Annotated in this window: 11 protein-coding genes; 3 read left to right on the top strand and 8 right to left on the bottom strand. The window is 63.0% G+C overall.

Features of this window, described 5'->3' with window-relative positions; all coding sequences use genetic code 11:
• Nucleotides 1-40 precede the first annotated feature (40 nt).
• Genes NHH88_10930 through NHH88_10915 form a run of 4 tightly spaced genes read right to left on the bottom strand, consistent with a single transcriptional unit; the run spans nucleotide 41 to nucleotide 3,188 of the window.
• Complete coding sequence (locus NHH88_10930; protein ID USX16261.1) at nucleotides 41-532, bottom strand: type VI secretion system tube protein Hcp; 492 nt, start codon at nucleotides 530-532, stop codon at nucleotides 41-43.
• A gap of 36 nt (nucleotides 533-568) precedes the next feature.
• The gene (gene tssC, locus NHH88_10925) at nucleotides 569-2,056 is read right to left on the bottom strand and encodes a type VI secretion system contractile sheath large subunit (GenBank protein ID USX16260.1); all 1,488 of its coding nucleotides are present in this window, start codon (nucleotides 2,054-2,056) and stop codon (nucleotides 569-571) included.
• A gap of 1 nt (nucleotide 2,057) precedes the next feature.
• Nucleotides 2,058-2,567 (bottom strand): type VI secretion system contractile sheath small subunit, encoded by a 510-nt coding sequence (tssB, locus tag NHH88_10920; GenBank protein USX16259.1) that lies wholly within the window; start codon nucleotides 2,565-2,567, stop codon nucleotides 2,058-2,060.
• A gap of 36 nt (nucleotides 2,568-2,603) precedes the next feature.
• A complete protein-coding gene (locus tag NHH88_10915) occupies nucleotides 2,604-3,188 on the bottom strand; it encodes a hypothetical protein (GenBank protein USX16258.1) in 585 nt (194 codons plus the stop codon).
• Between the two features lie 167 nt (nucleotides 3,189-3,355).
• On the opposite strand from NHH88_10915, the gene tssJ reads away from it, so the two are divergent.
• Genes tssJ through icmH form a run of 3 tightly spaced genes read left to right on the top strand, consistent with a single transcriptional unit; the run spans nucleotide 3,356 to nucleotide 6,093 of the window.
• Nucleotides 3,356-3,940: a type VI secretion system lipoprotein TssJ gene (tssJ, locus tag NHH88_10910; protein USX16257.1), complete on the top strand. Its 585-nt coding sequence runs from the start codon at nucleotides 3,356-3,358 to the stop codon at nucleotides 3,938-3,940.
• Between the two features lie 15 nt (nucleotides 3,941-3,955).
• Entirely contained in the window at nucleotides 3,956-5,314 is a 1,359-nt protein-coding gene (gene tssK / locus NHH88_10905) for a type VI secretion system baseplate subunit TssK (GenBank protein ID USX16256.1), read from the top strand.
• The gene (gene icmH, locus NHH88_10900) at nucleotides 5,311-6,093 is read left to right on the top strand and encodes a type IVB secretion system protein IcmH/DotU (protein USX16255.1); all 783 of its coding nucleotides are present in this window, start codon (nucleotides 5,311-5,313) and stop codon (nucleotides 6,091-6,093) included. The genes tssK and icmH overlap by 4 nt, the downstream gene beginning before the upstream one ends.
• 92 nt (nucleotides 6,094-6,185) lie before the next feature.
• Here the strand turns inward: icmH and NHH88_10895 are convergent, their stop codons facing one another.
• From NHH88_10895 to NHH88_10880, 4 genes are all read right to left on the bottom strand, one after another.
• Nucleotides 6,186-6,974, bottom strand: a complete 789-nt coding sequence (locus NHH88_10895; protein ID USX16254.1) for an OmpA family protein — start codon at nucleotides 6,972-6,974, stop codon at nucleotides 6,186-6,188.
• A 38-nt stretch (nucleotides 6,975-7,012) separates the two neighbouring features.
• On the bottom strand, nucleotides 7,013-7,981 hold the full coding sequence (gene tagF / locus NHH88_10890) for a type VI secretion system-associated protein TagF (GenBank protein USX16253.1): 969 nt from the start codon (nucleotides 7,979-7,981) through the stop codon (nucleotides 7,013-7,015).
• The gene (gene tssM, locus NHH88_10885; protein USX17318.1) at nucleotides 7,978-11,742 is read right to left on the bottom strand and encodes a type VI secretion system membrane subunit TssM; all 3,765 of its coding nucleotides are present in this window, start codon (nucleotides 11,740-11,742) and stop codon (nucleotides 7,978-7,980) included. The genes tagF and tssM overlap by 4 nt, the downstream gene beginning before the upstream one ends.
• A 114-nt stretch (nucleotides 11,743-11,856) precedes the next feature.
• On the bottom strand, nucleotides 11,857-12,696 hold the full coding sequence (locus NHH88_10880; GenBank protein ID USX16252.1) for a M15 family metallopeptidase: 840 nt from the start codon (nucleotides 12,694-12,696) through the stop codon (nucleotides 11,857-11,859).
• Nucleotides 12,697-12,708: the final 12 nt, after the last annotated feature.

Genomic DNA, 12,708 nt, shown 5'->3' with positions numbered 1-12,708 from the left:
GCGCCGTCGCAACGCGAAACGACGGGCGCTGGGGGGATCGTCAGACGATACGGTTGCTGGCCAAATCCCAGCCGCCGGAGGTGTTGCCGCCGGCGCCGCCGGTGATTTTTTGCTGCGTGTAGCGCCACTTGATCTTGGAGAATTTCAGTGCGACTTCCTCGGTCAGGATGTCGCCCTCGTGCACCGACGGCGACACGGCGCCGATCAGCACATTTTCGATCTCGATCTCGAAGTACTTAACGCGCTCGCCCTGCGCGTCCGCGCGCAGGAATTCCAGCCGGGCCTTTGGAATGGTGCGGCCGGCGGAACAGGTCTGCAACAGGATCGGCGAGGACAAGTCGGCCAGCTTTGAGAAGACGATATCGCGGTGTTCGCAACGCTCGGCCGTGTGGCCGCCGCCGGTGGACGCGGTGGCCGATTTCGGCTGGTCGACGCCGAAAGTGACCGATTTACATTCGATCCAATCCTTGTGGCGGTCGTCGGTCGACTCGCCTTTGATGCCATCAATGTGAAGATAGACGTCGATTGCCATTGCATGCTCCAGTCTCAGGTGGTGGTGAAAAAAAGATTAACTATTGGTCGACTGCGGAAGCTCCGCGACCAGTCGGAGGGAAACGGACAGCTCGTCGAGCTGGAAGTGCGGCCGCAGGAAGGACACGGCGCGGTACACGCCGGGACGCCCTTGCACCTCGTGCACCTGGACGGACGCCTCGCGCAGCGGGAACTGCGCCTTTTGTTCCTGGCTGGCGTTATCGTCCAACAGAACATATTTCATCAGCCAGCGATTGAGGAAGTCCTCGACGTTGGAGGCCGAGGCGAAGCTGCCGACCTTGTCCCGCATCATGGCTTTCATGTAATGGGCGATGCGCGACACGGCGAAGATGTACTGCAGCTGCGACGACAGCACCGCGTTGGCGTTGGCCGCCTCGGAGCTGTATTTCTTCGCTTTCTGCGCCGACTGGGCGCCGAAGAAGGCCGCATAGGAGGTGTTCTTGCAGTGCACCAGCGAGATGAATCCCAGATCGCTCAGTTCCTTCTCCCGGCGGTCGGTGATGGCGACCTCGGTCGGACACTTGAGCGCCACCTCGCCGTCGTCGGTTTTGAAGGTATGCGTGGGCAGGTCGTCCACCAGCCCTCCACCTTCGACGCCGCGTATCGCCGCGCACCAGCCGAAATCGTCGAAGGCCTTGGTCAGCTTGGCGCCGAAGGCATAGGCGGCGTTACACCACAGGTACTTCTGGTGATCGGTGCCATCGACTTCCTCGACGAAGTTGAAGCCCTCGACCGTGGTGCCGTCGACGGGATTGAATGGCAGGCGTCCCAGGAAGCGCGGCAACGCCAGGCCGACGTAGCGCGAGTCCTCCGATTCGCGGAAGGCCTTCCACTTGGCGTATTCCACGGTGTCGAACACCTTGGACAGATCGCGCGGCTTGCCCAGATCCCCATAGGTTTCCAACCCGAACAACTCGGGCGCGGCGGAGGCGATGAACGGCGCGTGCGACGCCGCCGCAACGTGCGACATCTGCTCGACGAAGTACATGTCTTCCGGCTGGCGCGAGATCTCGAAGTCGCCCAGCAGCGCGGCGTAAGGCGCGCCGCCGAAGGTGCCGAATTCCTCTTCGTAGACCTTCTTGAACATCGAGCTCTGGTCGAACTCCAGCGCGGACTGGAAGTCCTTGACCAGTTCCCGCTTGGTGGCGTTGAGCATGCGGATTTTCAAACCTTGCCCGGTGGCCGAATTCTTGACCAGGTAGTGCAGGCCGGTCCAGCTCTGCTCCAGCTTCTGGAACTCCGGCGCGTGCATGATGGCGCTCAACTGGCTGGAGATCAGCCGATCCAGCTCCGCGACGCGTGCGTCGAGGGTCGCCGACAGGTTGTTCGACATGACCACCGTCCCATCGAGTACCTGGCTGACCAGTTCCGAGATGATGTCCTTCGCGCGCTCGTGTTCCACCGTCGATTTGGCGACTTTGCTTTGCTCGACGATCTGGTCCAGCAGGTTGACGTCCTCGGTGGTGACGGCGGCTTCCTGCAGTTGATTGATTTGTGCCGACATGTCAGTCTCCCTTTACCGGCTTGGCCGATTTCAGCTTGGCCAACTTGTCGGTGCTGCTCAGGACCTCGCTCAGGATGTCCTCCAGCTTGTCGTTGCCGGCCAGTTTGTTACGCAGGTCCGCCAGCTTGCCGCGCGCCTCCAACAGGCGGCTAAGCGGTTCGACCTGGCGCACCACGGCTTCCGGCCGGAAGTCGGACATCGCCTTGAAGTGCAGTTCGACATTGAAGCTGGTATCGTCGCCCGCCAGCTGGTTCGGCACCTTGAAGCGCGCGACCGGTTCGACGCCGCTCATCACTTCATCGAAGTTGTCGCTGTCGATGCCGACGAACTTGCGGTCCTTCAGGCGCTTCTTCCCCACTTCCGAATTGCCGCCGAAATCACCGACCACGCCGACCACGAACGGCAGCTCCTTGTTTTCCATCGCATCGCCGATCTCCACGTCATACGTCATCTGCACACGTGGTGGACGCACTTTGGTCAGGCGCTTTTGGACACTGTCACCATTTGCCATACAAACTCCATCAAAAAGGGAAACAAGGAAAGCGGCTTATTTCAAGCCGCCGAAAGGATCGCTGCTGTTGGTCTGGCTGTTGGTCTTGGCGGGCGCCGTGGCTGTGTTTTTCTTGGCGGGAGCGGGTTTGCGCGCGTCCTTCGACGAGGGCACCAGCACGTCCTCGCCCAAGCTGCCGCGCAGCAGTTTGGCCAGCTCCTGCGCCTCCGAACGCAGCGAACCATTCAAATTATTCTGCCGGCTCAGGTCCGCCAGCGCCTTGGTCGACAGACGCAGTCCGCTGACGGCGACGATGCTGTTGCCAAGCTTGTCGTTCGGGTCGCGCTGCAGCGCCTCCAGCGCGTTGGTGATCGCCTCGCCGTAGCTGGCGCGGTCGAATTTGATTTGCGCCATATGCAGCCAGGGCGCCTTGTCGGCGGGGTAGTTGGTGGCGGCGGCCTTCAGGATGCCCTGCGCCTTGTCGCCTTCGCCGGCGGCCAGCGCGGTGCCGGCCTCGGTCAGCGCCTGCTCCAGCGTGGAAGCCTGCGGCTTTTTGGTGCGGACCATGTCGCCGTCGGTCGCACAGCCGGACAACAGAATCAGACTCGCCACGCAGGGCAACCATGTTCTTGCGATATTCATCACTCTCTCCTTGTTTGCGAAACCAGATACGAGAGAGCCATTATTCATGAACGCCAACAGCACTAGTTGCGTCTAATCAATTATTCGTCCCCTTCCAAATTGCTTGCGCCGCCGCAAATTCGATCGCTGCGGCTTTCGTTCTAATGCATGGATCGTCTGGAGAAAACATGAACGGAACAACTATGATCGTGATAGCGGGACTGCTTGCCCTGCAAGGCTGCGCGGCCGGTTCCATCGCGGGGGCGGCGCTGCAAATCGCCGGCGTCCAAAAGCCGCCGGAGCTGCCCGACGCGCAAAAGCCGCCGCGCAATGTGGCGATCAAGCTGCACGCTGCGCAGAACCTCAACGCCGGCAAGGCGGTGCAACCGATGGCGCTGGCGACGCGGATTTACAAGCTGCGTCAGACCGCCGCATTCCAGCAAATGAACTTCAATGCTTTCCTCAACGCGCAAACCGAACGCGAATTACTCGGTAACGATCTGCTGGAAGTCAAAGAGGTGATGCTGATTCCCGGCCAGCGCTACGAGGTGGTCGAGAAGGTCACGCGTGAAGCCTATTTCATCGGCGTCGTCGCGTTGTTCCAGGCGCCAGCCGAGCAGCGCTGGCGCCTGTCGTTCGCGGCCGCCGACGCGGAAAAATCCGGCATCACCGTTGGCTTGCATGCGTGCGCGATGAGCGTCGGCGCGGGCGCCGTCGCAACAACGGCGGTCAATGAAACCGGCAAGCCTCTGGCGGCAGTGCGCTGCCAATAACCTGAAGGAGTCAACATGAGCATTCCATCGAAGGTCCTGTGGGGCGAAGGCGTGTTCCTGCGTCCACAGCACTTCCAGCAACAGGACCAGTATCATGAGGCGCGCCTGCACCAGACCGCGCAGGCGCTGCATCCCTACCTGTGGGGCGTACGGCGCATCGAATGGGATCACGACGCACTAAAGGCCGATCGTCTGCGCCTGCAGGCGCTGTGCATCATCTTCCAGGATGGCGAGATCGTCGACGCGCCGTCGAGCGAACCGCTGCCGGTGGCGATCGATCTGTCCACCCTGCCCCCGAACCTGCAGGAAGTGACGTGGTACGCCGCCCTGCCCGCGCTGGCGCCCGGCGGCGGCAACGCGGCATCAAACGGCCCGCAAAAAGATGAACAGCAGGCCGGCGCCCGCTATCGCCAAACAACCAGTGAAACACCGGACTTGTACACGCGCGCAGTCAGCGCGGAAGTCAGCTATCTGAAGAAATCGGTGCGGCTGGTATCCGACCAGGAGCCGCTCGGCGCTTACGACTGCGTGCCGGTGATACGCCTGCGCCGCTTGGTCACCGGCGGTTTCGAACCCGATCCTTCGTTTATCCCACCAGGCCTGTCGATCGCCAGCCCCCCTGCGCTGAAGGCCATGCTGGACCGCCTGATGGACGCCCTGCAGGCCAAGGTGCAGTCCTTGCAAGGCCACATGCGTGAGCCCAGCCGCAACGTCATCGAATTCCGTTCCGGCGACGTGTCGTCATTCTGGCTGCTGCACACGGTCAGCACTTCGGCCGCTTCGTTGATGCACTACGTGCGCAATCCCGAGCTGCATCCCGAGCGGTTGTTCGAATCGCTGCTTGGGCTGGCCGGCGCCCTGATGACTTACTCGAAACAATACTCGCTGGTCCACCTGCCCTGCTACCGGCACGACGACATGGCGGCATGCTTCTCCGGCCTCGATGACATCATCCGCGATTTGCTCGACACCGTGATCTCGACCAAGTACTTCTCGATAGCGCTGTCGGAAGAAAAACCGAGCTACCACCTGGGCAAGCTCGATTCCGGAAAAATCGACCAGCGCACCACGCTTTATCTCGCCGTCAGCGCCTCGCTGTCCGCACTGGAGCTGGTGGAGATCGTGCCGCTGCGCGTCAAGGCCGGCGCGCCGGACGACGTGGAAAAATGCGTGCTGACGGCCATGCCGGGCGTAAAAATCACCCACGCGCCCCAGGTGCCGGCGGCGATTCCGGTCCAACCGGATACCTACTACTTTGCGCTGGAAAGCAAAGGCGTGTTGTATGAACAGATGCTCAAAGCGCAGTCGATCTCGATCTATGTACCGAGCGGCATACGCGACCTGCGCATCAACCTGATCGCGGTGACAGCATGACGCCCCAAGTCGAACGCCGCGCGATCCCGACGCTGATGGGCGGCCAGCGCCGGCAGATCCAGCCGGGCTACGGCCATGTACAAACCCTGCTCGATCTGCTGCAGGAAGGCTTCTATCTGCTGTTCATGCTGAAGAACGGCAGCGCCCCGCCGGGCGAAGCGGACTTCCTGGACACCATCACCGCCTACCTGGCGGAATTCGACAGCGAGGCCCGCAAGCTGCGCGCGCAAGGCGAGGATATCGACGACGCCAAGTATGCGTTCTGCGCCGCGCTCGACGAGATCATCCTGGGATCGCAGTTCCCGATGCGCTTCGCGTGGGAGCGCCGTCCGCTGCAACTGGTGATCTTTGGCGACCAACTGGCCGGCGAACACTTCTTCGACCGTCTGGAAGCGCTACGCAGCACCGGTGGCGCCAGGCTGCCGGCGCTACAGGTCTTCCATATGTGTTTGCTGATCGGCTTTCGCGGCAAATACGCGCTCGACGCCGCCGACAAGCTGGCCTACATGACCGCACGCCTCGGCGACGAGATCGCGCACATTCAAGGCAAGAGCAAGGGCTTCGCGCCGCAGGCCGAACGGCCCGACCAGATCGTCAACAAATTGCGCAGCAATACGCCGTTGTGGGCCTTGTGCGCGCTGTTCGCGGTGATCGGCCTGGCGGCCTATATCGGATTGGAGTCCTCGCTGTCGCACGACACGCAGAACACGCTGGCGGGCTACTCGGATCTGGTCAAGCTTGCGCCACGGCCGGCGTATGTGACGATCACGCTGCCGTGATTTAACCCGCACGGCCAAGCGGGGTCGTACCCGGCGGGTACGACCCCTAAGAGGTACGGCTAGCGTATCGCTAAGGGCACAGGGGGTTTGCGTCACTGCGCGATGCGGAATTCGATACGACGGTTGCGCGCGCGGCCGTCGGCGCTGCTGTTCTCGGCCACCGGACGGTCCGGCCCCTGCCCCGAAACCATCACCATCTCCTGGCTGATCCCCCTGTCGGCCAGGTAGCTGCACACCGCCTGCGCGCGCGCGTGGCTCAAGGCCAGGTTGCTGTCGCGCAGCCCGACATTGTCGGTGTGCCCGATCACCTCCACCTTCTTGCCTTTTACCTTCTGCATCGCCGCCGCCATCTCGTCCAGGATACCCTTGCCGGAGTCGGTCAGCGTCGCCTTGCCGCTCTCAAACTCGATGATGCGCTTGGCCAGCGTCTCGTCGAGCAAGTTTTGTTCGGCCGCGCTCACGCGCAGGCCATTGTTGACCGTGTAGCTGGGATTGAGGCTGGTGGCGAAGTCGCTGGCGATCTGCTGGCGCTGCGCCTCGTTGGCCACCTCGCCGCGCAGGGTGACGTTGGTGCCGTCGATCTTGATTTCGCCCTTGCTGATCAACTTCAGATTGGGACCGATCAGTTTTTGCACGTAGCCGTTCCAGTTGGGCGGCAGCGACACCGGCGCGATCGACACTTGGTCGACCACCCGCTCCGCGCCATACAGCTCCCGCACTCGGGCGAGCATGGCCGCCTTGCTGGCCTCGTCCGGCACCGAGCCGCTGACCAGCACCTGGCAAGGTTTGGGTGTGGCTGGCGCCGGGGCCTGTGCCGCACAATAGATCGATGTCGATAACAACGCCGGCATCACCGCCGGCCAGATGGTCCGCTGGCGCATCGAAAAGCTCCTCTTTGGATGGAATCGAAGTGTGTAAATCAGACGAAAGTCTCGTGGAACAGCGCCTGGACGGAACGCAGCGACAACTGGCCCTGCTCCAGATAGGCCGACAGCTTTTGCACGCCGGCGTCGTTGGCGATCAATTCATCGACCCAGCCGGAATAATCGAAGTTGATCTGCTGTTCGACGGCGCATGCGGGATCGATGATGGCCTGCAGTGCTTCGGGAGCGGCGCCGCCGAAGCCGATCACCAGCGACGGCTGCTCGCGGATATCGGCCACGAATACACACAGTTCGAAATCCGCCTGGTGCAGGAACGGCGCGATCAGGTCCAGCCAGAACGCGGCGACCAGATAGCGCTGGCGGGCCGATTGCGGCAATGGCAGCGCAAGGCTTTTCTCCAGCCGCGCCTCGGCGCTGCGCCGCACCGGCTGCAGCAGCAGCCCGATGGCCAGTATCATGCGGCGCGCCGAGTCGCGGCCCAGCATCGCCTCCAGGCTGGCGATGTTGTGACGGTCGAGGAAATCGACGAACGCGATTTCGTGCTCGGCGGATCCGGGTTCGACATCGAAAGTGCTGGCGGCCAGGACCTGCAGCGCGGGGTCGGGGTCGGCCGCGTCCAGCACGTCGGCGGACAGTTGTTCCAGCTCGTTCCACAGCGGCGCCAGAACCACGGGGCTGAGCGCGAGGAAGGTGCGCGGCGACTCGACTTCGATGGCCGTCATGCTTAAAAACGGGTAGCGCCTCTGCGAGGCGTCGCTGCTGGCCGCCAGATGGCCGGCGATCGCGCGTCTGCTGCGCGTGCCGACGAAGGCGAACTGCAACGGACGCATGGCGTCGTAATTGATCTTCCAGCGCGGATCGGTGCTCAACAGATTCATCACCTCCGCCAGCCAGCCGTCAAGCAAATTGGCCAGCGCCAGATTATTGGTCGCCTTGATAAAATCACCCCGGGACGGAAGCTTGCCGAAGTAGCCGATGCGTACATTCTGTGGGAGGCGTTTCATTGTGGCGCTCCAGTGACCGCGATAGCGGGTGCTGAGGGGGCGGCTGGTGCGCCGACGATGGTTTCCGGCAGCCGCATGCCGCGGAAGCCCTGTTCCTGCGGCGCGCTGGCGTTGCCGCTGCTTTCCGGGCTGCTGATGATCTTCAGGCCCATGGCCACTGTGATAGCGCCGTTGGTCCAGCGTAGCTCGAACACGCCGCCTTCGCGCCTTTGCTTGGCCGCCGCATCGATCATGCGTTTGAGGCCAAACTGCCCCGGTTCGTTGAACACTTCGACGCTACGGCCATCGAACGACACTGCCGTGATGCGCGCACCCGACGCGCCCTGGGTGCTCGGGTGGACCATATTGGTCCATTGCGCTGGCGTGTTGCGGTAGCGGATCTGCTGGCCGTCGATATCGACCGTGTATTCCAGAGTGCCCGGCGCTGGCATCGGCTGGAGCTGGAATACGGTTTGTGCGGCAGCCGACGACGCAGCCACGCCGCCGGCGCCGATCGGCGCTATCCAGCCGGGGAAGCGTGCCACCGTCTGCGGCGCCAGCTTGATGCCCATGTCGGCCCAGGTACGCGGCGCCAGCACGTCACCCCGGCGCAGCACCAAAGGTCCCATCGCGGTGGTAGCGAACTTGGCGATCAATCCGTCGGGACCGAAGAACTGTGCGATCTCCGTGCTGGCCGCTTCGATGCGGGCGTTGGGCGAGAACGGATACTTATTGGCCAGCGATTGCTGGAACGGTTCGTAGACCTGTGCCAGCCAGGTCTTGTTGATCTCCGTCTCGGCGGGCCCGATCAGCACCGCGAAGGTCTGCATCAGCGGCCGCACCAGGATGGGCCGTATCGCTTGCTTCTGCGAGTCGCTCATCCCGGTCAGCATTTGCTCGTCGACGTAGCGCAGCGCGTCGGCCAGCTCGGAGCCGGTGCCTTCGAGCGTCTGCTGCATGAACTGACGCGCGCCGGGACCTGGATCGCCCTGGTTCTTCAGCTGATTCAAACGGCTGCGCAACTTGGACAAGGTGTCCATGTAGGCGCGCATCAGCGATGCATCCTTGTCCTTGGCGGCGACCAGCTTGCCGACACCGGCAAATTCGCGGCCGATAGGTCCCATCGGCCTGTCGACGCGGCTCTGGTCCAACTGCACATTGACGTTGATTTGCGACGATCCGCGCCGCAGCAAGGTGTTCTTGAGCCAGTTGACGAGACCCGACTGCGCCTCTTTCAACTCGGTGCTCATGACCGCCGGGTTGTCCCACGACGTCTGCTGATAGATTGTGGTCAGCAGCTTCGATATCGGCGACGATTGCGGATCGCCCAAGCGGTTCATGGCGACGACGGCGGCATCGAAACCATTCAAATTGGCGATGGTGACGCCCTGCACGAATTTCTGCCATTCGCGCGCGTAATCGGCCTTGTACAAATCGGTCAGGCCCTTCTCGATTTGTTCCGGGCTGCCCTCCAGCGTCAGGTCGTCGCGCGCGGCGGTCTTCAAGACCCAGTCGGCGCTTTGCAGTTCGCGCGTAGCCGCCTCGCGGAAGGCACCCTGAACATACTTCTCCCACGCTTCACGCGTGTAGGCGCCGGCGATCGCGTGACTGCCGGTAACGAGCGCCTGATCTTGTTCGCCGACCATGCGCGCCACCGTCATCGCCGGGAAGCGGGTATTGGCTCGGGCACGGATGTCGGCGTAGACGCGTTCCCGCGCCGGCATGCCGCGCACCACGCGCTTCAGATTCTCACGCGCCTGGTCGATCAGCGCCAGCTTCGGTTCCACGCGCGGCCACGACGGATCGGCGATCTGCGCCAGGTAGAAGGTCATCAGCCGTTCGGCGCTGTGGATCATCTGCTCGCGCGGCATCGCGCCCCGGTGGTTCTCCAGCCACACGCGCCAGTGACGGGTCAGTTGATCGTTCAGATGGCTGGGCTCCGCGTGCGATTTATCGACCAGCATCAGGTAGCTTTTCAGCGCGTTGTAGGCGTCTTCCACGTTGCCGGCGGAGGCTTGCTGGAACTGGCGGTTGACCGGGGCCATGGGAGCAACGGCGGTGGTTTCGCCCGCAGGCTGCGCGGGGGTGGCGCCCGGCGCCTGCAATTCATCGGCGCGGGAATTCATCTCGGACAGTAGCGTCTCCAGGTTGGCGACGACCGGCTTGATCATCACCTCCCGAACGCCGGAGAAATACTCCTCGCGCAGCTTCTGCTCCAGCAGCCCGCCCTGATAAAGGCCCATGCGCAGCGACCACGGCCGCTCGTCGCGGTACTTGTCCAGTTGTTCGATGCGGTCCTGCAGGATCTCCAGCGCCTCGAGCCGCGACTGCAAATCGAGCCGTTTGTCCTGCAGCTTGATCACCTTATCCAGATCCGCCTGGACGTTGCTGACCAATTGGCGATTGCCCAAGTACGACCAGCTCCATCCGCCCAGCGACGCGCCCAGTAACAGCACCGCGCCGAAGAAGGCGGCATACGTCAGCCGCACCTTATGCTTGCTGGCGTACTGCGACACCAGGTCCTTGTCGGCGAAGATCACCTTGCGGAATAGATTCTGCAGGAAGAAACCGGACTGCCCCGCTCCGGCGACGGCCTGCGCATCCGGCACCGACAGTGCGAAGCGCTTGGCCACCCTGTGCGATTGCTCGCTGACCGGCATACCCTCCTGCAGCGCGCTGGTGAAGTAAAAACCGCGAAACACGGGTTTGAACTGGAACGGATTTTCCTCGAATAGCGTCGCCAGAAACGCCCGCAGCGGCGCCCTGATCGTCGCGAACTCCAGCGGGAAGGTGAACACGCCGGGCTCCATACGCTCGCGGCGCTGCTGGCTCATATTAGCCAGGCTAAGCTCCTTCAAGCCGTCGCACAGCTCCGCGAAACTCTGGTCGAAAAACGCCAGCAGCTGCTGGCTGGTCGCCTTGCGCTTGTAGGGCATGGTCGCGCCCCACACGCGCTCGCGCTCCGCGCGTTCGGCCTTGGCGAAGAACTCGCCGAAGCCTGCGATCAGATCGGCCTTGGTGAACACCACATACACCGGCGCGAAAACTTCCAGCCGCTCGATCAGGTCCTGCACCCGCTTGCGCAAACTGAGCGCGAGCTTGATGCCAGCCTCCGGATCGTCGCCGCGCAGCTCCGCGATGCTGACGGCGATCAGGATGCCGTTGATCGGCGCGCGGCGGCGGTACTTCTTCAACAAATCGAGAAAGCCGAACCACTCGGCGCGGTGTTCGTCCATGACCGAGTAGCGGCCGGCCGTGTCGAGCAGGATGCCGTCCGGCGTGAAGAACCAGTCGCAGTTGCGGGTGCCGCCGACGCCCTGCACCACCTTGCCGTCGGCGAAAGGAAACTGCAAGCCGGAGTTGGTGATCGCCGTGCTTTTGCCGGCGGCCGGATTCCCGATGATCATGTACCAAGGCAGTTCGTACAAGGCGCGCGTGCCGGAGACGATGCCCAACTTGGAGCCCTTGATCGTCTCGATGGCCTTTAGCAGGCTCTCGCGGATGGCCTTGACCTCGGCGCCCGCCTGATCCTTCGGCGGCTCCTCGGCTACGGCCCTGGTGCCGATGGCGTCGGCCAGCTTCTCGGACTCGCGCTTGGCGCGCGACCACCGCCATAGCCACACCAGGCCCGCCAGCGCCAGCATCAGGGCGGTCGCGCCCAGCGCCCAGATCAGCGCCAGCTCCAGCACTTGCGCGCTTAAATAGAATATCGCCGCCATCGCGGCCAAACCAAAAATCGTCAGGTGACGGGTATCGGTCAGGAAGTGCCAAATTTTTCGCATCATGGTTCGGTCAGGGCTTGGACGACAGCGCTTGAAAGGAAGGCGGACCGATCAATGTTGCCACCAATCATGTCTCGAATTCTTGAGCGGGCACAATGATGGCCGCGCCCTGTTCTATTTGCGCACAGTGCCGGGGACGCGCAGTTCCGTGTGGCCGAAATCCATCATCGTCCAGCGTCCGCCCCAAGTCAGGCCGACCGATTCGGCCACTTCGCCGTACAGGCGGTAACCGCGCATCGCCCACGGATCTTTTTCCGAAATGACCAGCTTGCCGTCGCGCAGAAACGCGCAGTCGGCCGCCAGCCCGAACTGGTGATAGCTCTGGAAAGCCTTGGCGTTGGTGACGTTGGAACCGGCCGCCGCCAGCGAGTTCTGCCGCTCCGGGCTGCGGTAGCCTTCCAGGATCGCCATGTCGTAACCGTGGCGCTCCTTCATGATCCGGAACACCAGCAGCATGCGGCGGGAAAAGTCCGGGTCGAGCAATTGCCAGTTGCGGTTGGCGCTGTCGAGCATCGGCCGCACCAATGTCACCTCGGCCGTCGTGAACGTCACTGGCGGCAACGGCGCCGGCGTTACCAGTTGCTCGCCCTTGAGCAGATCGGCCACCTGGTCGTTGGTGACATGGCCGGCGCCGTCATATCCACCCAGCATGTCGCGACCACTGAGCATCAGAGCCAGCAGCGGCGGCACGGTCATCAGCACGGACGCGGCCAGTATCAGCGGATAGCGCCGTTGCACGAATCGCAAGGCGCTACCGGCGCCGCCGCGCGCCTCGCGTCCCAGCGCCGACGCCTGTTGCGTGCCTTGTTGATAATCGCGCCGCAAGCGCTGCTCCAGACGGCGCCCGATCGCGCTGGCCGAATGCGTCATCAGGTCGCGTCCCGCCGGAAACAGCAGCAGCCAGGCACCAACACACGCGAACACGAAAAACATCAACACTGAAAAGAGAAACATGGTGCGCTCCGT

It is taken from the genome of Oxalobacteraceae bacterium OTU3CAMAD1, from assembly GCA_024123915.1.
GTDB lineage: Bacteria > Pseudomonadota > Gammaproteobacteria > Burkholderiales > Burkholderiaceae_D > Rugamonas.
This window is presented reverse-complemented; position numbering and strand designations above follow the sequence as displayed.